The organism is Leisingera sp. ABD4_442 (assembly GCF_056160905.1).
Window position 1 is genome coordinate 43,908 of the sequence record NZ_JBSWYB010000009.1, and the last position, 21,670, is coordinate 65,577.

Here is a 21,670-nt window from a genome sequence, read left to right on the forward strand (position 1 = left end):
GAGCAGCTCCTTTCCCCGGGCGGATTTCCGCGCGGCGTCAATTGGCGTGTTGATTTGGACTGTGCATACCCCCACGCCCCCACAGCGTCAACTAAGGCAAGGTTAATCAACAAGGGTTTGTGACAGGAAAAAGCACTGCCGCAACATGCCTGTAATTCCCTAGCAAATTCATAAGAAAAGCGGCCGCAGGGTAAACTGCAGCCACGCTTAAAACAGGAGTCAAATATGCCGGTTTTCAGTCTTGCCAGACCGGTTTGCGCTTTTCAAAGAACGCGGCAATCCCTTCGCCGGCTTCCGGCCCCTCCCAGCGCTCCACAAGCGCCTTGATTGTATGGTCAATCACGCCGCCGTCCAGCCGCGGCCCCAGATCGCGGGCCAGCTTCTTGGCGGCGGCGACAGCACCGGGGGCGCAGCTCAGGTAGGGCGCAACCTCCGCCTCGACCGCCTCGGCCAGTTGGTCGGCGGGCACGGCTTTTGCCAGCAACCCGAGCTCCACCGCTTCCGCCGCACCAAACAGGCGGGCCGACATGAACACGCGGCGCGCCTTGGCTTCACCCATGCGGGCGATGACATAGGGGCCGATGGTGGCGGGAATCAGTCCCAGCTTGGTCTCGGTCAGCCCCATCTTCAGATGATCTGCACCTATGGCCACGTCGCAAACCGACGCCATTCCGACACCGCCGCCAAAGGCGTTGCCCTGCACCGCGCCGATCAGCGGTTTGGGCAGGGTGTTGAGCGCCATCAGCATCTCCGCCAGCACCCGCGCCTCACGCGCGCGGGTTTCCGCGTCTGCATCCATCTGCGCGCGCATCCAGGCAAGGTCGCCACCCGCGCAGAAACTCTTGCCGGCACCGGTCAGCACCACCACACGGACGGTCTCGTCCTCGGCCAGGCGTTTCGCAGCCAGGGTCAGCTCCTTCAGCATCTGGCCGGACATGGCGTTGTGCTTCTCCGCCCGGTTCAAGGTCAGGGTGCAGACGCCGCGGGCGTCGGTCTCCAGGGTGATTGTCTCAAACATCTTGTAGCTCCGCTGAAATCTTACTGCAGGCCGCGCATGGCCCGGGCCAGGGCCGCGGCTTCTTCCAGCACATCCGCATTCAGGCCGGTATCATAGCCCAGCTCCGTCAAGCGCTTATGCACCGCCTCCGTTGCCACATTGCCTGCTGCCCCTGGCGCATAGGGGCAGCCGCCAAGCCCGCCCACGGCCGCATCGAACACCCGTACGCCCTGCGCCAGCGAGGCCTCGATATTGTCCAGCGCCCGGCCCGCCGTGTCGTGGTAATGCCCCGCCAGCTTTGCGGCAGGCACCCGTGCGGTGACAGCCCTCAGCATCGCGTTGATCGCTTCCGGGGTGCCCCGTCCGATGGTGTCGCCCAGCGAGATCTCGTAACAGCCGAGCGCGTGCAGCCGTTCGGCCACCTCGGCCACCTTTTCTGGCGGCGTGGCCCCGTCATAGGGGCAGTCGGTCACACAGGAGACATAGCCGCGGACCGGCAGGCTGATCTCTTTGGCCGCGTCAAGAATGGGCAGGAAGCGGTTGATGCTTTCCTCGATACTGGCGTTGATATTGGCTTTGGAAAACCCTTCGGAGGCAGACGCAAAGACCGCGATCTCATCCGCCTTGGCAGCGACCGCGTCCTCGTAACCGCGCATGTTAGGGGTCAGCGCCGCATAGCGGACCCCGGGTGCCCGGGTGATGGCAGCCAGCACCTCCGCGCTGCCCGCCATCTGCGGCACCCATTTGGGCGAAACAAAGCTGGCCACTTCGATCCGCTTGAACCCGGCCCGGCTCAGGCAATCCGTCAGCGCAACCTTTTCCGCAACCGGAATCTCCCGTTTTTCATTCTGCAGCCCGTCGCGTGGGCCGACTTCGAAAATCTCGGCACGTTCACCCATGTCCGGGCCTCCTGCTTCTTTCTGGTCTCAAATACTTACATCCCAGCAGCCGCCGCAGGCGCGCGGTCAGCTGCCGTCCTCCTCCAGCCGCACCAGCGCAGCACCCGCCTCGACCTGGTCCCCGGCAGAGGCCAGAACCTCTGCCACCACGCCGTCACGGGCGGCTAGCAGCGAGTGCTCCATCTTCATCGCCTCCAGAATGGCGAGCCGGTCACCCTCCTTCACCTCTTGGCCGGCTTCGGCAAAGACCGCCTTGACCAGACCCGGCATCGGTGCCTCGATCACATTGCTGTCGCCGCCTGCCGCCGCATCGCGGTCCAGAGGGTCAATCGCCGTGAACTCCAGCCCATAGGCATCATGCACGGTAATCAAGGATCCCGACTGAGACACTGCAGGCATCCGGCGCTCATCAATGCGCCACTGGCCCTGGCTGCGCTCCGCCACGACGGTTTCGCCTTCAATGGTCCAAAGCTGCCGGTCAGGCCCGTCCACCTGCACATCCGCCGTGAACTCCTCGCCCGCAAGGGACAGGGTGACAGCCCGGTGCAAAGGCGCCCAAAGGGTGAAGCCAGTGTCCGGTGCAGCCTCCACCAGATCCAGCGCCACCATACCAGCCGCCGCCTTATGGCGCAGCTCCACCACCGGCGCCGCGGTCAGCGCGTCCAGATCGCGGGCGATCAGGCCGGTGTCGACGTCGCCACCCGCAAACCCCTCATGCGCCGCCAATGCGCCGAGGAAGGCCAGGTTGGTGACGGTGCCGCCAACTTGCGTTTCCTCCAGCGCGCGGGCCAGCCGCGACAGCGCCACCTTGCGGGTGGAGCCATGCACGATCACCTTGGCGATCATCGGATCATACCAGGGGCTGATGGTGTCCCCCGCCCTGACGCCGCTGTCGGCGCGGGCCTCATCCGGGAAGGACAGGTGGGTCAGCGTGCCGGTTGCAGGCAGGAAGCCTTTGGGCACGTCCTCCGCATAAAGCCGCGCCTCAAATGCGTGGCCAGTGATGGTGAGGTCTTCCTGCTTGGCTGGCAGGCTCTCGCCTGAGGCCACCCGCAGCTGCCACTCGACCAGATCAACGCCAGTGATCAGTTCCGTGACCGGATGCTCCACCTGCAGGCGTGTGTTCATTTCCATGAACCAGAACCCGTCCGGGCGCAGCCCGTCAGAACCGTCGACGATGAACTCCACGGTGCCAGCGCCCTTGTAGCCGATGGCCTTTGCCGCGCGCACGCCGGCCTGCCCCATCGCCTCGCGCATTTCCGCAGTCATGCCTGGCGCAGGCGCCTCCTCGATCACCTTCTGGTGGCGGCGCTGCAGCGAGCAGTCCCGCTCGAACAGATGCACGGCCTTCTCGCCGTCGCCAAAGACCTGAACCTCGATATGGCGGGGCTGCTGGATGTATTTCTCAATCAGAACGTCAGGATTGCCAAAGGCGGTGGTTGCCTCGCCCTGCGCGCTTTTCAGGGCGTCGGAGAACTCTTCCGGCTTCTCAACCAGCCGCATCCCCTTACCGCCGCCGCCCGCAACCGCCTTGATCAGCACCGGGTAGCCGATTTTTCCCGCCTCGGCGGCCAGGAATTCCGGGTCCTGATTGCTGCCGTGATAGCCCGGCACCACCGGCACGCCGGCCTCTTCCATCAGCGCCTTGGCGGCGTCCTTGAGGCCCATCTTGCGGATCGCATCCGCAGACGGCCCGATAAAGGTGAGGCCCGCAGCCTCCACCGCCTCGACGAACTTCGGGTTTTCCGACAGGAAGCCGTAGCCCGGGTGGATCGCCTGGGCGCCGGTTTCCTGCGCCACCCGTATTATCTCATCGCCCTTCAGGTAGCTGTCCGCCGGGGCCGGGCCGCCGATATGCACGGCCTCATCCGCCAGCGCCACATGTTTCGAAGCCGCATCGGCGTCGGAGTAAACAGCCACGGTCCGCACCCCCATGGCACGGGCGGTTTCCATCACGCGGCAGGCAATCTCTCCGCGGTTGGCAATCAGGATTTTGTCAAACATGGGAGATCCTCACATCCGGAAGAGGCCGAAGCGCGTGTCTTCGATCGGGGCATTCAGCGCGGCGCTCAGCGAGAGCGACAGCACGTCGCGGGATTTGCGCGGGTCGATGATGCCATCGTCCCAAAGACGCGCGGAGGCATAGAGCGGGTGGCTCTGCTCCTCGAACATGTCGATGGTGGGGCGCTTGAACTCCGCCTCTTCTTCCGTGCTCCAGCTGCCGCCCTGGCGCTCGATGGCGTCGCGCTTGACGGTGGCCAGCACGCCCGCGGCCTGCTCGCCGCCCATCACCGAGATGCGGGAGTTCGGCCAGGTCCACAGGAAGCGCGGCGAGTAAGCGCGCCCCGACATGCCGTAGTTGCCGGCACCAAAGGAGCCGCCGACGAGCATGGTGATCTTGGGGACATTGGTGGTGGCGACGGCGGTCACCATCTTGGCGCCGTGGCGGGCGATGCCCTCGTTTTCGTATTTCCGGCCCACCATGAAGCCGGTGATGTTCTGCAGGAACACCAGCGGGATCTTGCGCTGGCTGCACAGCTCCACGAAATGCGCGCCTTTCTGGGCGGCTTCGGAGAACAAGACGCCGTTATTGGCTATGATGCCGATCGGGCAGCCCTTGAGGTGGGCAAAGCCGGTCACCAGGGTCTCGCCAAAACGCGGTTTGAATTCGTCAAAGCGGGAACCGTCGACCAGACGCGCGATCACTTCGCGGATGTCATAGGGCGTGCGCAGGTCGCCGGGTACCACGCCGAGGATTTCCTCCGGGTCGTAAGCCGGCTCTTCCGGGCTGGCCCAGTTCACCGTCAGCGGTTTTGTGATGTTCAGCGACTGCACCGCACGCCGCGCCAGCGCCAGCGCGTGGGCGTCATCCTCGGCCAGGTAGTCGGCCACGCCCGAAAGCCGCGTGTGCACGTCGCCCCCGCCCAGGTCCTCGGCGCTGACAACCTCGCCCGTGGCAGCCTTCACCAGCGGCGGACCGGCCAGGAAGATCGTGCCCTGCTCCTTCACGATGATGGTGACATCCGACATCGCCGGCACATAGGCGCCGCCCGCGGTGCAGGAGCCCATGACGACTGCGATCTGCGGGATGCCCTTGGCCGACATCCGCGCCTGGTTGTAGAAGATCCGCCCGAAGTGGTCGCGGTCGGGGAAGACCTCATCCTGGTTGGGCAGGTTAGCCCCGCCGGAGTCCACCAGATAGATGCAGGGAAGATGGTTCTCCTCTGCGATTTCCTGCGCACGCAGGTGCTTCTTCACCGTCATCGGATAATAGGTGCCGCCCTTCACGGTGGCGTCGTTGCAGACAACCATGACCTCCTGCCCGTGCACCCGGCCGATGCCCGCAATCACGCCCGCCGAGGGTGCGGCGCCGTCATACATCGCGTGCGCCGCGGTGGCCCCGATCTCCAGAAACGGAGAGCCGGGGTCCAGCAGGTTCGCCACCCGGCGGCGCGGCAGCATCTTGCCGCGGCTTTCGTGCCGGGTCCGGGACTTCTCGCCGCCGCCCATGCGCGCGGCCTCTGCCGCCTCGCTGATCTGCGCCAGCGCGTCCAGATGCGCCGCGCGGTTCTGCTTGAAGCCGTCCGAGGAGGGCATCGCCTTGGATGTGAGTTTCATGTCCACTCTCCCGTTATAGGGGTTAGGCAGGGTCCCGTTTTACGGGAAATGTCTTTCATTCCGGTTGGGGCAGCGTACGCCGGGTATGCAACACCTTGGGTCATTGGCTTGCCTCCCCGGTCATATCCTCACTGCGCATCAGAACTCTTAGTTTGAGCCATTCTGAAAGTGCCTCCGAATAGCGGCACACTAATTCGGAAGGCAAATTGGGGTCCGAAATCTTGCTACAATCGGGAGCGCCACCCAAAGCAGGCATGGGCAGGGACAGACCTGCAGGCCCGTTGCCATCAAGAACACTTTTGTCGAAGCCGGGCATCTGGCTAACGATGCGCGCTCCATCCGCCTCCAACCACGCCGCGGCGCTGTCAACACAGTACTGTAAAGCCTTGTTTTCTTGGCTCATGTTACACATGCGGACGGCCTGCGAGACGCATTGAGTGTCCATGGGAACCGCAACGCCGACATCGGGGACAAAGCTAGTGCAAGCGCGAAGAAAACCAGCTGTATCAAAAACGGGGGCCTCCTCACCTGCCGCAGTAAGAGGAAAGGACGCGCCCAAAGCGCAAGCACAGGCTGCAACAACGGAAAGGACCGGCTGTTTCATCAGTTCACCTCCCCCGCCGCCTGCGCCTTCAGCTCCTTGCGGATCACCTTTCCGGTCACGGTCATCGGAAGGGCATCGAGGAACTCCACTTCGCGCGGGTAGGAATAATGTGCGAGGCGGTCCTTCACGTAATCCTGCAGTTCTTTCTCGGAGGCCGCGGCTCCCGTTTTCAGCACCACATAGGCCTTGACGATCTCGGTGCGCAGCTCATCCGGCTTGCCCACCACACCCACGGTCGCCACCGCCGGATGGGTCAGCAGGCAATCCTCGATCTCAGCCGGGCCGATGCGGTAGCCGCCCGAGGTGATCACATCATCCTCGCGGCCGACAAAGCGCAGGTAATCGCCCTCCCAGATACCGCGGTCGCCGGTCACCAGCCAGTCCCCGCGGAACTTGGCGGCAGTTTCTTCGGGCCGGTTCCAGTATTCCAGCAGCATCGCGGCGGAGCCACGGCGGATGGCGACGTCGCCTTCGCCCTCCGTGGGCACGCCCGCTTCGTCGATCACAGCCAGCTCATGCCCCGGCACCGCCTTGCCGATGCAGCCCGGGCGCGGCTCGAAATCCGCAGCGCAGGAGGAGGCCACCATGTTGCATTCGGTCTGGCCGTAGAACTCGTTGATGGTCACCCCCAGCTTACGCCGGCCCCAGGCGAGCATCTCCGCGCCCAGGGGCTCTCCGCCGCTGGCAACAGAGCGCAGACCGTCGAGCCCCTGCCCCGCTGCCTTCAGCATCCGCAGCGCGGTCGGCGGGAAGAAGATGTTGCGCACGCCGGCCTGCTCGATCAGATCGGCACAGGCTTCGGGGGTGAATTTCTCCAGCCGCGCGGCCACCACCGGCACGCCCAGCGCCAGGCCCGGCATCAGCACGTCGAACAGCCCGCCGATCCAGGCCCAGTCCGCCGGGGTCCAGAGGACATCGCCCGGCTGGCCAAGGTGGTCGTGGCTGATGACAACACCCGGCAGGTGGCCGGTCAGCACCCGGTGTCCGTGCAGTGCGCCCTTGGGGCTGCCGGTGGTGCCGGAGGTGTAGATCAGAACGGCGGGGGTATCCGGGGAGGTATCGGCAAAAGGCACCGGGCCGCCTTCAATACCAGCGCTCTCCACCATAACCGCTTCGGCAAGATCGCCCAGCAGTCCGGCGCCTTCGGAATCTGTGAAGACAAAGCGCACGCCGGCATCCCCGGCCCGGGAGGCCAGAGCGTCGCGTTTGAACAGCTTGAACAGCGGCACCGAAATGCCGCCCGCCTTCCAGACCGCCAGATGCGCCGCCGCGCACCAGGGCGACTGGCTGAGCAGCACTCCGACCCGGTCACCGGGCTGGATGCGGGTCAGCAGGTAGCGTGCCAGCCCGTCAGCCATCGCTGCCAGCTCGCCATAGGTAATGTCCCGGCGTGCAGGAGCAGTCATGTCGATCAGCGCCACCGCATCGTCCGGCTGTGCCAGGCATTGCGCCGCCATATTGAGCTGCGCTGGCAGATCCCAGCTGCCATCTGCGCGAAGCCCTGAAATGTTACATCCTTCAGACATATTTAGATATTCCCGAAACGCATGACGGGTATGCAATTTTTCACTGCATTTTCAACGGGTAGCAACGCATCACTTTGACTCAGATCAGGGTTTTCGCGCCTTTTCAGACGCATCACATCCAGGTGAACACAAGAAAAGGGACGCACCCCATGAAACGCATGGTTTCCGCGCTTGCGCTGACCTCCGCCCTGGCCGCGCTGGCCGCTCCTGCCTTTGCCCAGCAGCAGGGCGACTGGACTGTTGGCGTCGGCATTGCCAACGTGAACCCGAAATCCGGCAACGGCACCCTGGCCGGTGCGGCGGCGGACATTGACGATGGCACCGCGCTGTCGCTGACCGTCGAATACTTCTTCCGCGACAATTGGGGTGTCGAGCTGCTGGCCGCCTCCCCGTTTGAGCACGACGTCAAACTGAACGGTGCCTTTGCGGCCTCGGCCAAGCAGCTGCCGCCAACCCTGTCGGTCAACTACCACTTCCCCACCCAGGGCGTGATCAAACCGTTCCTCGGCCTGGGTCTGAACTACACCACCTTCTTTGAGGAAGAGACCGCACTTGGCACGCTCAAACTGGATGACAGCTTTGGTATCGCGGTGAACGCCGGTGCCGACTACCAGATCTCCGACAACGGTGCGCTGCGTTTCAACGTCCGCTGGATGGACATCGACTCCGATGCAACCCTGAACGGCGCCGCCATCGGCACTGCAGAGATTGATCCGGTTGTCGTGAACTTCGCTTACGTGCACCGCTTCTGATCCTTCGAGGGTCCGGTTCTGGCCTGGCGGCTGGCCTCGTGCCGCCCGGCCTTTTTCAGATCCCGCGCCCCCCTTGGGATGCGCGGGGTTCTTGCTGTTACATGGTGCCCATCAGCTCGCGCCCGATCAGCATCCGGCGGATTTCGCTGGTGCCGGCGCCGATTTCCATCAGCTTGGCATCGCGGAAAATGCGGCCCACCGGATTGTCGGACAGGTAACCGGCACCGCCAAAGGCCTGCACCGCCTGATGCGCCTGGGTCATCGCGACCTCGGAGGCATAAAGACAGCAGGCGGCTGCGTCCTGACGGGTCACGGTGCCTTTGTCGCAGGATTTGGCAACCTCATAGACATAGGCCCGCGCCGAGTTCATCGCCGTGTACATATCGGCGATCTTGGCCTGCATCAGCTGGAAATTCCCGATCGGCTGGCCGAATTGCTTGCGCTCCGCCATGTAGGGCATCATCTCGTCCATGCAGGACGCCATGATGCCGGTGCCGATACCTGCCAGCACTACACGTTCATAATCCAGGCCAGACATCAGTACGCGCACGCCCTTGCCTTCTTCGCCCAGGATGTTCTCGAACGGCACCTCGACGTCCTCGAACACCAGCTCAGCGGTGTTGGAGCCGCGCATCCCCAGCTTGTCGAAATGCTTGGAGGTAGAGAAGCCTTTCATTTCCTTCTCGATCAGGAAGGCGGTGATGCCCTTGGAGCCCGCTTCCGGATCGGTTTTGGCATAGACCACCAGGGTATCGGCGTCGGGGCCGTTGGTGATCCAGTACTTGTTGCCGTTCAGGCGGAAGTGGTCGTTGCGCTTTTCCGCGCGCAGGCTCATCGACACTACGTCAGAGCCGGCGCCTGCTTCGGACATTGCCAACGCACCGACATGCTCACCAGAGAGCAGCCGCGGCAGGTATTTCGCCTTCTGCTCGGCGTTGCCGTTCAGCTTGATCTGGTTGACGCAGAGGTTGGAATGCGCGCCGTAGGACAACGACACAGAGGCGCTGGCCCGGGCGATTTCCTCGACCGCCACGGTATGGGCCAGGTAGGACATGCCCGCGCCGCCGAACTCTTCCGGCACGGTGATGCCCAGCAGGCCCAGCTCACCCATCTCCTGCCACAGCTCTGCCGGGAATTCGTTCTTCTGGTCGATCTCCTGCGCCATCGGCTTGACGCGTTCTTGCGCCCAGCGGTGAACCACATCGCGCAGCGCGTTCACGTCCTCACCAAGATCGAAAGTCATGCTTGCGTTGAACATTCCGCGGATCCTCCAGGGCAGAGCTGATTATATGAACAGTTGTTCAATTCAATAGAGGAGCCCGCGATTCGGGTCAATGGCGCTCCAGCTGCCAGCAACGCAGCGTCGATTTCTGCAGAGCGCCCAAAACAAGGAAAACCCGTTTTCCGGTGCGGAAAACGGGACGGAAAACATATGTTCTCCAGGCCGGAATTCTCATAGAATTCCGGCTGGCTGAAGGATGGAGCCTAAGCGCCTTGATAGACGGCGGAGACCTCGGCCCGGATAATGCGGGCGATCTGCGCACAGTCTTCCAGGCTGAACGTCAGCGGCACCCGCATGTCGATGATGCCCGCCAGAACCCGGTCGCTCTGCGGCAGGCGCGGTGTGTCCGCATACCGCCAGCTGTCATAGCGGGAGGTGAAGGCAACAGGCTCCGGCGTGCCGAACCATTTCAGCTCCACCCCGCGGGCGGCACAGCGGCGGACCGCCTCTTGCACCGCATCCTCGGACCAGTCCAGCAAGAGGAACTGGATGGAGGAGCCCACATAGACCTCCTGCTCCGGGCGCTCCACCACAGTGAGGCCCGGCGTGCTGCGCAAGCCCTCCTCTACAGCGCGGTAGCGCTCGTTCCAGCGCTCTGCCTGCGCTTCCAGGTCGCGCAACTGCGGCCGCAGGATCGCGGCGCGCAAGTTGTCCATCCGGCCCGAGATGTTGGGGGTCTCATACTTCACCCGCTCAAACACTTCCGGCCCAGGCCCCGCCAAATGGCGGCCATAGAGCATGTAGGAACCGGACATCATGATGGCACGGGCGGCAATTTCCTCGTCGTCGGTAATGAGCAGCCCGCCCTCGCCCGAGTTCACATGCTTGTAGGTCTGGCAGGAGTAGCAGCCAACCGCGCCATGGCGGCCCGACAGCACCCCGTTCCAGGAGGCCCCCATGGTGTGGGCGCAATCCTCGATCACGGTGATGCCGGCGCCATCGCAAATCTCCATCAGCCGGTCCATGTCGCACAGATGCCCGCGCATGTGGGACAGCATCAGCACCTTGGCCTGATCGGCCTTGGCCGCCAGATCATCCAGATCAATGGTCAGGTCTTCGGTCACCTCGACAAACACCGGCTCCGCCCCGACGGAAGCAATCGACCCCGGCACCGGCGCCAGGGTGAAGGCGTTGGTCAGCACCTTGTCGCCAGGCTTCACCCCGACTGCGCGCAGCGAGGTCGCCAGCGCATAGCCGCCAGAGGCTGCAGCCAGGCAGTATTTCGCCCCCATCTGCGCTGCGAACTCCTGCTCCAGCAGCGCGGTTTCACCGTCTTCGCCATCCGCCACGTTGTAGCGGTGCAGCCGCCCGTGGCGAAGCACTGCAAGCGCAGCCTCAATGGCGTCTTCGGGGATTGGTTCCTGCTGGGTGAATGACCCGGAAAATATCTCGCTCATGCGGCGTTTGTGAGCCGCGGGCGGTCAGCGGTCAAGGGGGAAGCTGACCGGCTGGAAAACCCGGAACCGGGTTGCGGTTTTACGCAATCAGCCGCTCCGCCACCTCGACCAGATCTTCGAAACACTGCAGCAGCGCCTCGGGTTTCAACGCTGCCATGTCCTCACCGGAGGGGCCGAAGGTCACCAGCACTGACGGCACCCCGGCATTTGCCGAAGTATTGCGGTCGGTGTCGCTGTCGCCGACCAGCAGGGTGCGCGCCGGGTCGCCGCCGGCGCGGCGCGCGGCTTCGAACAACGGCTCCGGGTCGGGTTTGCGCACCGGCAGCGTGTCGGCGCCGACCAGCGAGGCAAAAGCGTCGCGCACGCCAAGGCTGCGCATCAGCTGCTCTGCCAGCGCCTCCGGCTTGTTGGTGCAGATGCCAACCCCGAAACCTGCGGACTTCAACGCCTCGACCGCCTCCATAGCGCCGGGATACATCACGGTGTGATGATCGATGGCATCGCGGTAGACCTCCAGGAATACAGGATAGAACTCCTCGACCACTGCCGGGTCATACTGATCCACACGCTTTAATCCATGCGTTAGCATCATCCGGGCACCGCGCAATGCCACAGCTGCATCCTGTTTCTGAGACAGCACATCGCCCAGTCCCATCTGCCGGAAACAGGCATTGGCCGCGGCCAGAAGATCGCCCGAGGTATCGGCCAGCGTGCCGTCCAGATCGAAGATAACCGTTCGCATTTCCGCCCCTTCCCGGCAACTTTCCGCCGCCGCATGTTGCAGCCCGCAATCTTGTTTGATGGCGCTGTCCCTTGCGCCCCGCCTGTTAGCGGATAAAACGGGAGCGCTAAAAAGACAAAGAGAAAAGCGATTATGAGTATTGCCCTTGTCATCCTGGCAGCCGGAAAAGGCACACGGATGAATTCTGATATTCCCAAGGTATTGCACCCGATTGCTCAGGCTCCGATGCTGGAGCATGCGCTGGCCGCGGGCCGCGCGCTTAACCCCGAACGCACTATCATTGTGGCAGGCCATGGCGCAGATGCCGTGCAGGCAGCTGTTGCCAGGCTTGAAGAAAACGCCGAGGTGGTTCTGCAGGAGGAGCAGTTGGGGACCGCCCATGCAGTGGACCAGGCGCGGGCTGCTCTGGACGGCTTTGCTGGCGATGTTGTGGTGCTTTACGGTGATACGCCCTTTGTCAGCGCGGACACGCTGGAGCGCATGGTGGAGGCCCGCCAGCGCGCAGACCTGGTGATCCTGGGGTTTGAGGCCGCCGATCCCGGCCGCTATGGCCGGCTGGTGATGGACGGTGACAGCCTGGAGCGGATTGTCGAATTCAAGGACGCCTCCGAGGCCGAGCGTGCCATCACCTTCTGCAACTCCGGCCTGATGGCTTGCGACGTATCGGTGATGTTTGATCTGATCGCCAAGGTCGGCAATGAAAACGCCTCGGGCGAATATTACCTGACTGACCTGGTGGAGCTGGCGCGGCGTGAAAGCAAATCCGTCACTGCCGTGTCCTGTGACGAGGCGGAGACGCTGGGCATCAACTCCCGTGCTGAGCTGGCGCAGGCGGATGCCTTGTTCCAGTCCCGCGCGCGGGCAGAGTTGCTGGACCTGGGCGTGACACTGATGGCGCCGGAAACCGTCTATCTGGCCTTTGACACCTTCATCGGCCGCGACACGGTGATCGAGCCCAATGTGGTTTTCGGCCCCGGTGTCACGGTGGAAAGCGGCGCGCTGATCCGCGCGTTTTCGCATCTGGAGGGCTGCCATGTCAGCCGCGGCGCCAAAGTGGGGCCTTACGCCCGCCTGCGACCCGGCGCGGAACTGGCTGAGAACACCCACATCGGCAACTTTGTCGAGATCAAGAACGCCGAAATCGCCGAAGGCGCCAAGGTCAACCACCTCAGCTATATCGGCGATGCCTCTGTCGGTGAAGCCAGCAATATTGGCGCTGGCACCATTACCTGCAACTATGACGGGGTGATGAAGCACCGCACCGAGATCGGCGCCCGCGCCTTTATCGGGTCGAACACCATGCTGGTGGCGCCGGTCCGGGTCGGCAACGAGGCGATGACCGCAACCGGCGCGGTTGTGACCAAAAATGTCGATGACGGCGACCTGGCAATTGCCCGCGCCGAACAGAGCAACAAACCGGGCCGCGCGCGCAAGCTGATGGATATGCTGCGCGCTAAGAAGGTCCGCCTGCAGAAGGAAGCCAAGTGATGTGCGGAATTGTCGGCGTTCTGGGAAATCACGAGGCTGCCCCGATCCTGGTCGAGGCGCTGAAGCGGCTGGAATACCGCGGCTATGACAGCGCAGGCATCGCCACCGTGAACAAGGGTGAGCTGCGCCGCCGCCGCGCGGTAGGCAAGCTGGTGAATCTCTCCGACCTCTTGGTGCATGAGCCGCTGGCCGGAAAGGCCGGCATCGGCCACACCCGCTGGGCCACCCATGGCGCGCCCTCGGTCAGCAACGCGCATCCGCACCGGGCCGGCGCTGTGGCAGTTGTCCACAACGGTATTATTGAAAACTACAAGGAACTGCGCGCAGAGCTGTTGAACTGCGGCATGGAGTTCCGCACTGAGACCGACACCGAAACCGTTGCCCTGATGACAGAGCGGTATCTGAAAGAAGGGTACGCCCCCGTTGATGCGGCCTTCAAGACGCTCGATCAGCTGGAGGGCGCCTTTGCGCTGGCGTTCCTGTTTGACGGTCAGGAAGACCTGATCGTCGCGGCCCGCAAGGGCTCCCCGCTGGCAATCGGCCATGGCAACGGCGAGATGTTCGTGGGCTCCGACGCCATCGCGCTGGCACCGCTGACCGACCGGATCACCTACCTGGAGGAAGGCGACCGTGCTGTTGTCACCCGCCAAGGCGCCGAGATCCGCAATGCCGATGGCGCGCTGGTCAACCGCGAAACCAAAACCATCCAGATCGACTCCTCCCAGGTCGACAAGGGCGGGCACAAGCATTTCATGGCTAAGGAAATCGCCGAGCAGCCGCATGTGATCGCCGAGGCGATCCGCCACTATCTGCCGGTCGAGGAAGACGCGGTGCACCTGCCCGGCGAGGTTGATTTCTCGCAAGTCGAGCGGCTGACCATGGTCGCCTGCGGCACCGCCTATTACGCCTGCCTGACCGCAAAATACTGGTTCGAACAGATCGCCCGCCTGCCGGTCGAGGTCGATATCGCCTCAGAGTTCCGCTACCGCGAGCCGCCGATCCCGGGCAAAACCTTGGCGCTGTTCGTCTCCCAATCGGGCGAAACCGCCGACACGCTCGCCGCCCTGCGCTACTGCCATGAAAAGGCAGACAAGATCCTGTCAGTGGTCAATGTCCCCGAAAGCTCGATTGCGCGCGAAAGCGATCTGGCGCTGCCGATTTACGCCGGGCCGGAGATCGGCGTTGCCTCCACCAAGGCCTTCACCTGCCAGCTGACGGTCCTCTTGGCACTGGCGCTCAAGGCCGCCTGCGACCGCGGGCATTTGGATGCCGAAGAAATGGCCGGCTACGCCACCGCGATCCGCGGGCTGCCCAATGTGCTGTCCTCCGCGCTGGAACAGAACGCGGCGATCCGGGTTGCTGCCCAAAAGGTGAGCGAAGCGCGCGACGTGCTGTTCCTGGGCCGCGGGCTGATGTTCCCGCTGGCGCTAGAGGGCGCATTGAAGCTGAAGGAAATCAGCTACATCCACGCCGAAGCTTATGCCTCCGGCGAGCTGAAGCACGGCCCCATCGCGCTGATCGACAAGAACATGCCGGTGGTGGTGCTGACGCCCAAGGACACGCTGTTCGACAAGTCGGTTTCCAACATGCAGGAGGTGCTGGCCCGCAAGGGCAAGGTGCTGATGATTTCCGACCAGAGCGGCATTGATGAGGCCGGCGACGACGTTTGGTGCGCGATCCGGATGCCTGAGGTTAAGGAGGCGCTGACCCCGATCCTCTATGCCATTCCGGCGCAGCTCCTGGCCTATCACACCGCGGTGGCCAAGGGTACCGACGTGGACCAGCCGCGCAACCTGGCAAAATCCGTGACGGTGGAGTGAGACATGGCCAAGCAATTTCCGCAGATCGAAGAGGCGCACCGCAAGTTCATTGAAGATCAGCACATGTTCTTCACCGGCTCCGCAGGCCCCGAGGGGCGCGTGAACATCTCCCCCAAGGGCATGGATTCGCTGCGGGTGCTGGGGCCGGACCGGATTGCCTGGATGAACCTGACCGGCAGCGGCAACGAGACCGCAGGCCATCTGCTGGAGGTGAACCGCATCACCCTGATGTGGTGCTCCTTCACCACCCGCCCGCAGATCCTGCGCACCTACGGCACCGCCAAGGTGCTGCATGTAGGCGATGAAGGCTGGGACGAACTGGCAGCCCTGTTCCCTGCTCACCGCAGTGCCCGGCAGATCTTCGACGTTTCGGTGGATCTGGTTCAGACCTCCTGCGGCTATGCGGTGCCCTTCATGGATTACCAATCCGACCGCGACACCATGCAGAAATGGGTCGACGGCAAGTCGGACGGCGACATCCGCGCCTATTGGGAAGAGAAGAACCAGGCCACCATCGACGGCAAACCCACCGGCGTGCCGGTGTAGCGGCCTGCAAGGACAAACATGCTGGATCCCTATCTTGATGAATTGAAGGCCCAGGCCGAACCCGGCCGGGCCGAGGGCATGGCAGCCTATCACAAACAAAGCCGCGAAGTTCTGGGCGTCCCCAACCCGGCCACCAACGATTTGACCAAGTCCTGGCGCCAGTCGCTGGATGTGGAGCAGCGCGTGGATCTGGCCCGCGCCCTTTGGGACACGGATATCTTTGAGGCCCGCATTGCCGCCGCCAAGCTGCTGACCCAGGCGCGGATCAAAAAGGACGTGCCGGTCTGGGGCCTTCTGCAGTCCTGGGTGCCGGATTTTGACAGCTGGGCCATTGCGGATCACGCCTGCTCGGCCATCTCAAAACGGCTGCTGGCGGCGCCTGATAGACTGGACACGGTGGAGGCCTGGACCCAATCGGACCACATGTGGTCGCGCCGGGCGGCACTGGTCGCCACTCTGCCCTGGGCCAAGATGAACAATCTGAAACCGGCGGATCAGGCGAGCCGCGAACGCATTCTGGGCTGGGCCGCGTCTTATGTGCCCGACCGGGACTGGTTCATCCAGAAAGCCATCGCCTGGTGGCTGCGCGACCTCAGCAAGCATGACGCGGAGCGCACCCGCGCGTTTCTGGCGGAACATGGGGATGCCATGAAAGCATTTGCCCGCAAGGAAGCCGCGAAATACCTGAAAACGGCCTAGGCCGGGCAAACCAGCCGCCCGGCGTCAGCCGGGCAGCGCACGCCCCGCTCCAAGAGGGCGGGCGCTCCCTCCTCCAACGGGTCAAAGCTCAGCCCGCAGGCAGCACCTGCACTTCGGCCAGTTCCGTCAGCGGCAGGCCTAACGCCCGCATCGCACCAATCGACAGGCGGCTGCCGCCCGACTCCGCTCCTGGAATGGGCTTAAGCGTGACTACGACCTGCGTATTGCGGCTGGTACGGATCAGCGCCTGCTGCTCTGCCGCCACCAGCGGCGTTTCCATCCACAATCCCGGCAGCGACGGATCGCCCAGAGACGCAACTGTGGTTGCAGATCCGCGGAACGAAGGCGCAGCCGGCGGGACCGGTGCCAGCGGATCTGCCGCGGCCGTATCAACACCGGGCGCAGGTGGCAGCACAGGGTCATGCGGGGCCGCAGCGGCCGGGGCACCCTGGCCGCCCAGAATAGAGGAATTAAGCTGGATTCCATTGCAGGCCGCCAGCAGGGAAATTGAAGCAAGGGAAAGGACTGTCATACGCATGGGGCGACCCTAGCCCCCGGTGATGGGCTTTGCCAGCGGTAAAAAGCCTTGCCCTCTTGCCGCGGGCGGTGCCCCGCTTTACCTAGGAGGCATGACGGCACCACTCATTGATCCCTTCGCCCGCGCAATCACCTATCTGCGCCTCTCGGTCACCGACCGCTGCGATTTCCGCTGTGTCTATTGCATGTCGGAAAACATGACCTTTCTGCCCAAGAAAGATCTCTTGACGCTGGAGGAGCTGGACAGGCTGTGTTCGACCTTTATCCGGCTTGGCGTGGAGAAGCTCAGGATCACCGGCGGCGAGCCCTTGGTGCGCCGCGGCATCATCAGCTTCTTCCAGGCGATGAGCCGCCACTTGGAAAGCGGCGCCCTGAAAGAGCTGACGCTGACCACCAATGGCTCGCAGCTGGTGAAACACGCCGATGACCTTTACGCCGCCGGGGTGCGCCGGGTGAATATTTCGCTCGACACGCTGGACGAGCAGAAATTCGCGGACGTGACCCGCTGGGGCCGTCTGCCGCAGGTGCTGAAGGGCATTGATGCGGCGCAGAAAGCAGGCCTCAGGGTCAAGATCAACGCTGTGGCACTCAAGGGCTTCAACGAAGAAGAACTGCCGAAGATCACCGAATGGTGCGCCGGACGCGGCCTCGATCTCACCTGGATCGAAGTGATGCCGATGGGCGAGGATATCGGCGCCATGGAGCGTATCGGCCAGTACTGGTCGCTGGAGGATGTGCGGGCGGAATATGAAGGCCACTATACCGTGACCGATCTGGCTGAGCGCACCGGCGGCCCGGCCCGCTATGTGCGGCTGGAGGAGACCGGCCAGAAGATCGGCTTCATCACGCCGCTGTCCCATAACTTCTGCGAAAGCTGCAACCGTGTGCGGGTCACCTGCACCGGCGAGATTTACACCTGTCTGGGCCAAGAGGGCAAAGCTGACCTGCGTGCCCCCTTGCGTGCAAATGAGGAAGGCGCAGGCGCGCTGGAGGCCGCCATCCGTGCCGCCATCGGAGACAAGCCCCGCGGCCATGATTTTGATTATTCCCGGCGGGGAGTCGGCGGCCAGATGACCCGCCATATGAGCCACACCGGCGGCTGACAATGTCCAGCCCGACTGCGCGCCCGACGCTGCTCTACTCCCTTTATTGCGGTGTCAGCACGCTGATTGCCCCGTTTGCCTGGCGCAAGGTCGCGGGCAAGCTGCGCGACTACGGCCTGCCGGAGGAACGGGTGCGTGAGCGTTTGGGCCACGCCTCCCAGCCCCGTCCGGCCGGGCGGCTGGTCTGGTTCCACGCCGCCTCTGTCGGGGAAAGCCTGTCGGTGCTGACCCTGATTGCCCGCATGGGCGAACAAGATCCCGCAGCTGAGTTCCTGATCACCTCCGGCACGCCCACGTCCGCCGAACTGATCGCCAAACGGATGCCGCCGCGCTGCCGCCACCAGTTTCCGCCCCTGGACACCGCCGCCGCCGTCAGCCGGTTCCTGGCCCATTGGCAGCCCGATCTGGGCGTTTTTGTCGAAAGCGAACTCTGGCCGCAGATGCTGGTGCGCGCCCGCGAGTCCGGCTGCCCGCTGGTACTTCTGAACGCGCGGCTGTCCGACAAATCGGTGAAGGGCTGGACAAAACGCCCGGACACCGCGCGCTTCATCCTTGATCAATTCACCCTGCTGGTCACCCAGAACCAGAAAACTGCCGCAAGCCTCAAGACCATGGGTGCCGCCCCGGACCGGATCCGCCCCGGCAGCAACCTCAAGGCTGTTTCCGCCCCGCTGCCGGTGGATCGGGACACTCTCGCCAAAGTGCGCAGCAGCATCGGCGAACGCCCGGTCTGGATCGCCTCCTCCACCCACGAGGGCGAAGAGGAAACCGTGCTGGAGGCCCATAAGGCGCTGCTGAAACAGCACCCGGATCTCTGCCTGCTGCTCGCTCCCCGCCACCCGGAACGCGGGGATGCCGTTGAAACCCTGGTACAGGGCGCCGGGCTCAGTTGCGCAAGGCGCAGCAAAGGCGTGCTGCCTGGCACCCAAACGCAGGTCTATCTGGCCGACACGCTGGGCGAAGTCGGCACCTGGTATGCGCTCTGCCCGCTGGTTTTCCTGGGCGGGTCCCTGCGCGAGATCGGGGGCCACAACCCGTTTGAGCCGATGCAGGCAGGCGCCGCGGTGATCACCGGCACCGGCCATTACAATTTTGCCGAGACCTATGCCGAGCTGACCGCCCTTGGCGCCGCGGCGGAGGTGCGTTCAGCAGCGGAGCTGGCGGATCAGGCCGCCAAGTGGCTGGAACAGCCGGCGGCCTTTCAGGCCGCCCGCGATGCCGCCGGGGCGTTCATCTCGCGGCAGTCGGATCAACTGGACAAGACAGTGGGCGCGCTGCTGGCGCTGCTGCCTGATAGGAGACCCTGATGGCACAGGTTGACGCCAATGAGATCGAAGTCATCGCGCCGAACTTCAAACGCCGCCTGTCCGGCGTCACCTCTACAATCGTCCGGCTGGTGCCCTTGCAGCGCCAGCACCTCGCCATTGCCACCGCAGGCAGCGGCCTGCCGGGGGACATGCCCCATCTGACGACCTCCCAGCTCATCCTCATGAACCGCAACGGCCCCGCCGGCGCCCGCGTCTGGCACGCCCGGCGCAATGTGGAAATGCTGGGCGGGCTGGCACTGAAATACCTCTTGGGCAAGCGGCTGAAACTGCTGTTCACCTCCGCGTCGCAACGGCATCACTCCGGCTATACCAAATGGCTGATCTCGCAGATGGACCGGGTAATTGCCACCTCGGCCAAAGGCGCGGCCTATCTGGAGAAACCCGCGCAAGTGGTGCACCACGGGATCAACACGGAAGAGTTCGCGCCGCCCGCCGACAAGGCTGCGCTGCGGCGTGAACTGGATCTGCCGGAGGACGCCATCCTGATCGGCTGCTACGGCCGCATCCGCGCGCAAAAGGGCACCGACGTTTTCGTCGACGCCATGCTGGAAGTGCTGAAGGCACACCCCAAGGCGGTTGGCATTGTGATGGGCCGCGCCACTGAGAAACACGTGGCCTTCGAAAAGGGCCTGCGCGCCAAGGCGGAAGCCGCGGATCTCAAGGACCGGCTGCTGTTCCCGCCAGAGGTCCCTGTCTGGGAGGTCTCCCGCTGGTATCAGGCGCTGGACCTCTACGTGGCGCCGCAGCGCTGGGAGGGCTTTGGCCTCACCCCGCTGGAGGCGATGTCCTGCGGCGTGCCTGCTGTAGCCACCCGCGTCGGCGCTTTCGAGGAACTGATTGCGCCGGGAGAAACCGGCCTGCTGATCGACCCAGGCGAAACCACCCAGATGGTGGAAGCCATCAGCGCGGTGCTTGCGACCGAGGGCCGCCTGCAGGCTTGGTCAAAGGCCGCCCGAAAACACGCCATGACCAACTTCGCACTGGAGAAAGAAGCTGAAACACTCGTCACCATCTACCGCGAGCTTCTGGAGCACTAACCCCGCTCCAGCGTGACCATCGGCCCCGCTTCTTTCTGGTCTGAAATACTCTCGGGGGTGAATTGAGCCGCAGGCTCAAGAGGGGGCAGACAGCCCCCTCCCCTGTTTCACATCAAGCCGCAGGCATCCGCTGCTCGACGATCTCCGCCCACCAGCTGCAACCTGCAGGAATGGCGTCGTCGTTGAAGTTGTACTCCGGGTGATGCACCATCGCGGTATCGCCATTGCCCATCAGGATATAGGCGCCGGGGCGCTCCTCCAGCATGAAGGCAAAATCCTCGCCGCCCATTACCAGCGGTGCATCATCGCAAGAGCCGGAGACACTCTCCGCCACCTTGGCTGCAAATTCGGTTTGCTCCTCGTGGTTCACCATCACCGGGTAGCCGCGGTGGTAGGTGACACCGGCAGTGCCGCCAAAGGTCGCGGCGATGCCGGTGCACACCTCGTTGATCCGCTTCTCCGCCAGATCGCGCATTTCTTTGGACATGGTGCGGACGGTGCCCTTGATCTGCACCTTCTGCGGGATCACGTTGAACGCCTTGGACGACGTCTCGAAAGAGGTCACTGAAACCACGATCTGGTGCACCGGGTCGGCATTGCGCGAGGCGATGGTCTGCAGCGCCAGCACCGCTTGCGCCGCCAGAACGGTGGTGTCGACGGTCTCATGCGGCTTGGCGGCATGGCCGCCGCGCCCCTCGAAAGTTATGTCGAACTGATCGGTGGCCGCAAAGAAGGAGCCCGGGCGGATCGCAAAGGAGCCCAGCGGCTGGCCCGGCCAGTTGTGCAACCCATAGACCTCCTGCACGCCCCAGCGGTCCATCAGACCATCGTCGCACATCACCTTGGCGCCGCCGCCGCCTTCCTCGGCGGGTTGGAAGATCACCACCACGGTGCCGTCGAAATTGCGGGTCTCCGACAGGTACTTGGCGGCGCCCAGCAGCATTGCCGTGTGGCCGTCATGGCCGCAGGCATGCATCGCGCCGGGGGTCTTGGAGGCATAGTCCAGCCCGGTCTGCTCATGGATCGGCAGCGCATCCATGTCGGCGCGCAGGCCAATGACCTTGCCCGATGTGTCCGCTTTGCCCTTGATCACGCCGACCACGCCAGTGCGGCCGATGCCAGTCACTACCTCGTCGCAGCCGAACGCCTGCAGTTTCTCTGCTACCAGCGCGCTGGTGCGGTGGGTTTCGAACAGGATTTCCGGGTTTTCGTGGATGTCACGGCGCCAGGCGGTGATTTCATCCTGCAGTTCGGCAAAGCGGTTCTTGACCGGCATTTCTCACTCCTTTGGTTGT

The 21,670-nt window shown here is 63.9% G+C and carries 19 protein-coding genes; 8 read left to right on the forward strand and 11 right to left on the reverse strand.

Annotated features, from left to right (window positions below; all coding sequences use genetic code 11):
• Positions 1 to 235 precede the first annotated feature (235 nt).
• From ACXAHG_RS09550 to ACXAHG_RS09575, 6 genes are all read right to left on the reverse strand, one after another.
• The gene (locus ACXAHG_RS09550) at positions 236 to 1,018 is read right to left on the reverse strand and encodes a crotonase/enoyl-CoA hydratase family protein (protein WP_475056997.1); all 783 of its coding nucleotides are present in this window, start codon (positions 1,016 to 1,018) and stop codon (positions 236 to 238) included.
• A gap of 20 nt (positions 1,019 to 1,038) precedes the next feature.
• Entirely contained in the window at positions 1,039 to 1,896 is an 858-nt protein-coding gene (locus ACXAHG_RS09555) for a hydroxymethylglutaryl-CoA lyase (protein ID WP_475056998.1), read from the reverse strand.
• A 66-nt stretch (positions 1,897 to 1,962) separates the two neighbouring features.
• Positions 1,963 to 3,900, reverse strand: coding sequence for an ATP-binding protein (locus ACXAHG_RS09560; RefSeq protein ID WP_475056999.1), 1,938 nt, complete (start codon positions 3,898 to 3,900; stop codon positions 1,963 to 1,965).
• A gap of 9 nt (positions 3,901 to 3,909) precedes the next feature.
• Entirely contained in the window at positions 3,910 to 5,514 is a 1,605-nt protein-coding gene (locus ACXAHG_RS09565; RefSeq protein ID WP_475057000.1) for a carboxyl transferase domain-containing protein, read from the reverse strand.
• 100 nt (positions 5,515 to 5,614) lie between these two features.
• Positions 5,615 to 6,118, reverse strand: a complete 504-nt coding sequence (locus ACXAHG_RS09570) for a hypothetical protein (RefSeq protein ID WP_475044090.1) — start codon at positions 6,116 to 6,118, stop codon at positions 5,615 to 5,617.
• On the reverse strand, positions 6,118 to 7,644 hold the full coding sequence (locus ACXAHG_RS09575; RefSeq protein WP_475057002.1) for an AMP-binding protein: 1,527 nt from the start codon (positions 7,642 to 7,644) through the stop codon (positions 6,118 to 6,120). The genes ACXAHG_RS09570 and ACXAHG_RS09575 overlap by 1 nt, the downstream gene beginning before the upstream one ends.
• Positions 7,645 to 7,793: 149 nt before the next feature.
• On the opposite strand from ACXAHG_RS09575, the gene ACXAHG_RS09580 reads away from it, so the two are divergent.
• Positions 7,794 to 8,396: an OmpW/AlkL family protein gene (locus tag ACXAHG_RS09580; protein ID WP_475044093.1), complete on the forward strand. Its 603-nt coding sequence runs from the start codon at positions 7,794 to 7,796 to the stop codon at positions 8,394 to 8,396.
• Between the two features lie 97 nt (positions 8,397 to 8,493).
• Here ACXAHG_RS09580 and ACXAHG_RS09585 read toward each other — a convergent pair whose 3' ends face one another.
• From ACXAHG_RS09585 to ACXAHG_RS09595, 3 genes are all read right to left on the reverse strand, one after another.
• On the reverse strand, positions 8,494 to 9,654 hold the full coding sequence (locus ACXAHG_RS09585; RefSeq protein ID WP_475057003.1) for an isovaleryl-CoA dehydrogenase: 1,161 nt from the start codon (positions 9,652 to 9,654) through the stop codon (positions 8,494 to 8,496).
• Positions 9,655 to 9,881: 227 nt separating this feature from the next.
• Positions 9,882 to 11,075 carry a DegT/DnrJ/EryC1/StrS family aminotransferase gene (locus tag ACXAHG_RS09590; protein ID WP_475057004.1) on the reverse strand — a complete coding sequence of 398 codons (1,194 nt, stop codon included), beginning with the start codon at positions 11,073 to 11,075 and terminating at the stop codon, positions 9,882 to 9,884.
• A gap of 79 nt (positions 11,076 to 11,154) precedes the next feature.
• The gene (locus tag ACXAHG_RS09595) at positions 11,155 to 11,817 is read right to left on the reverse strand and encodes an HAD-IA family hydrolase (RefSeq protein WP_475044099.1); all 663 of its coding nucleotides are present in this window, start codon (positions 11,815 to 11,817) and stop codon (positions 11,155 to 11,157) included.
• Between the two features lie 132 nt (positions 11,818 to 11,949).
• Between ACXAHG_RS09595 and glmU the strand changes: the two genes are divergently transcribed.
• From glmU to ACXAHG_RS09615, 4 genes are read left to right on the forward strand one after another with little or no spacing between them, the layout of a single operon-like run.
• Positions 11,950 to 13,305, forward strand: coding sequence for a bifunctional UDP-N-acetylglucosamine diphosphorylase/glucosamine-1-phosphate N-acetyltransferase GlmU (glmU, locus tag ACXAHG_RS09600; RefSeq protein ID WP_475057006.1), 1,356 nt, complete (start codon positions 11,950 to 11,952; stop codon positions 13,303 to 13,305).
• Positions 13,305 to 15,125, forward strand: coding sequence for a glutamine--fructose-6-phosphate transaminase (isomerizing) (gene glmS / locus ACXAHG_RS09605; RefSeq protein WP_475057007.1), 1,821 nt, complete (start codon positions 13,305 to 13,307; stop codon positions 15,123 to 15,125). The genes glmU and glmS overlap by 1 nt, the downstream gene beginning before the upstream one ends.
• 3 nt (positions 15,126 to 15,128) lie before the next feature.
• Positions 15,129 to 15,671, forward strand: coding sequence for a pyridoxamine 5'-phosphate oxidase family protein (locus ACXAHG_RS09610; RefSeq protein ID WP_475057008.1), 543 nt, complete (start codon positions 15,129 to 15,131; stop codon positions 15,669 to 15,671).
• Between the two features lie 18 nt (positions 15,672 to 15,689).
• Entirely contained in the window at positions 15,690 to 16,370 is a 681-nt protein-coding gene (locus ACXAHG_RS09615; RefSeq protein WP_475057009.1) for a DNA alkylation repair protein, read from the forward strand.
• Between the two features lie 88 nt (positions 16,371 to 16,458).
• On the opposite strand, the gene ACXAHG_RS09620 is transcribed toward ACXAHG_RS09615, so the two are convergent.
• Complete coding sequence (locus tag ACXAHG_RS09620) at positions 16,459 to 16,908, reverse strand: hypothetical protein (protein WP_475044108.1); 450 nt, start codon at positions 16,906 to 16,908, stop codon at positions 16,459 to 16,461.
• A 91-nt stretch (positions 16,909 to 16,999) separates the two neighbouring features.
• Between ACXAHG_RS09620 and moaA the strand changes: the two genes are divergently transcribed.
• The 3 genes from moaA to ACXAHG_RS09635 are packed head-to-tail and all read left to right on the forward strand — an operon-like array spanning position 17,000 to position 20,375.
• Positions 17,000 to 18,010 carry a GTP 3',8-cyclase MoaA gene (gene moaA / locus ACXAHG_RS09625; protein ID WP_475057010.1) on the forward strand — a complete coding sequence of 337 codons (1,011 nt, stop codon included), beginning with the start codon at positions 17,000 to 17,002 and terminating at the stop codon, positions 18,008 to 18,010.
• Between the two features lie 2 nt (positions 18,011 to 18,012).
• Complete coding sequence (locus tag ACXAHG_RS09630) at positions 18,013 to 19,317, forward strand: 3-deoxy-D-manno-octulosonic acid transferase (protein WP_475057012.1); 1,305 nt, start codon at positions 18,013 to 18,015, stop codon at positions 19,315 to 19,317.
• Positions 19,317 to 20,375 carry a glycosyltransferase family 4 protein gene (locus ACXAHG_RS09635; protein ID WP_475057013.1) on the forward strand — a complete coding sequence of 353 codons (1,059 nt, stop codon included), beginning with the start codon at positions 19,317 to 19,319 and terminating at the stop codon, positions 20,373 to 20,375. Before ACXAHG_RS09630 ends, ACXAHG_RS09635 begins: the two co-directional genes overlap by 1 nt.
• 112 nt (positions 20,376 to 20,487) lie before the next feature.
• Here the strand turns inward: ACXAHG_RS09635 and ACXAHG_RS09640 are convergent, their stop codons facing one another.
• Positions 20,488 to 21,651, reverse strand: a complete 1,164-nt coding sequence (locus ACXAHG_RS09640; protein WP_475044115.1) for a M20 aminoacylase family protein — start codon at positions 21,649 to 21,651, stop codon at positions 20,488 to 20,490.
• Between the last annotated feature and the right edge of the window lie 19 nt (positions 21,652 to 21,670).

What these genes read in the sequence shown, in the direction of transcription:
- ACXAHG_RS09585 (WP_475057003.1), bottom strand. Translation starts at nt 9,654, where the DNA reads ATGTTCAACGCAAGCATGACTTTCGATCTTGGTGAGGACGTGAACGCG.
- ACXAHG_RS09630 (WP_475057012.1), top strand. Translation starts at nt 18,013, where the DNA reads ATGTCCAGCCCGACTGCGCGCCCGACGCTGCTCTACTCCCTTTATTGC.
- ACXAHG_RS09620 (WP_475044108.1), bottom strand. Translation starts at nt 16,908, where the DNA reads ATGCGTATGACAGTCCTTTCCCTTGCTTCAATTTCCCTGCTGGCGGCC.
- ACXAHG_RS09560 (WP_475056999.1), bottom strand. Translation starts at nt 3,900, where the DNA reads ATGTTTGACAAAATCCTGATTGCCAACCGCGGAGAGATTGCCTGCCGC.
- glmS (WP_475057007.1), top strand. Translation starts at nt 13,305, where the DNA reads ATGTGCGGAATTGTCGGCGTTCTGGGAAATCACGAGGCTGCCCCGATC.
- ACXAHG_RS09580 (WP_475044093.1), top strand. Translation starts at nt 7,794, where the DNA reads ATGAAACGCATGGTTTCCGCGCTTGCGCTGACCTCCGCCCTGGCCGCG.
- ACXAHG_RS09565 (WP_475057000.1), bottom strand. Translation starts at nt 5,514, where the DNA reads ATGAAACTCACATCCAAGGCGATGCCCTCCTCGGACGGCTTCAAGCAG.
- ACXAHG_RS09640 (WP_475044115.1), bottom strand. Translation starts at nt 21,651, where the DNA reads ATGCCGGTCAAGAACCGCTTTGCCGAACTGCAGGATGAAATCACCGCC.
- ACXAHG_RS09595 (WP_475044099.1), bottom strand. Translation starts at nt 11,817, where the DNA reads ATGCGAACGGTTATCTTCGATCTGGACGGCACGCTGGCCGATACCTCG.
- ACXAHG_RS09575 (WP_475057002.1), bottom strand. Translation starts at nt 7,644, where the DNA reads ATGTCTGAAGGATGTAACATTTCAGGGCTTCGCGCAGATGGCAGCTGG.
- ACXAHG_RS09635 (WP_475057013.1), top strand. Translation starts at nt 19,317, where the DNA reads ATGGCACAGGTTGACGCCAATGAGATCGAAGTCATCGCGCCGAACTTC.
- glmU (WP_475057006.1), top strand. Translation starts at nt 11,950, where the DNA reads ATGAGTATTGCCCTTGTCATCCTGGCAGCCGGAAAAGGCACACGGATG.
- ACXAHG_RS09555 (WP_475056998.1), bottom strand. Translation starts at nt 1,896, where the DNA reads ATGGGTGAACGTGCCGAGATTTTCGAAGTCGGCCCACGCGACGGGCTG.
- ACXAHG_RS09570 (WP_475044090.1), bottom strand. Translation starts at nt 6,118, where the DNA reads ATGAAACAGCCGGTCCTTTCCGTTGTTGCAGCCTGTGCTTGCGCTTTG.
- ACXAHG_RS09590 (WP_475057004.1), bottom strand. Translation starts at nt 11,075, where the DNA reads ATGAGCGAGATATTTTCCGGGTCATTCACCCAGCAGGAACCAATCCCC.
- ACXAHG_RS09610 (WP_475057008.1), top strand. Translation starts at nt 15,129, where the DNA reads ATGGCCAAGCAATTTCCGCAGATCGAAGAGGCGCACCGCAAGTTCATT.
- moaA (WP_475057010.1), top strand. Translation starts at nt 17,000, where the DNA reads ATGACGGCACCACTCATTGATCCCTTCGCCCGCGCAATCACCTATCTG.
- ACXAHG_RS09550 (WP_475056997.1), bottom strand. Translation starts at nt 1,018, where the DNA reads ATGTTTGAGACAATCACCCTGGAGACCGACGCCCGCGGCGTCTGCACC.
- ACXAHG_RS09615 (WP_475057009.1), top strand. Translation starts at nt 15,690, where the DNA reads ATGCTGGATCCCTATCTTGATGAATTGAAGGCCCAGGCCGAACCCGGC.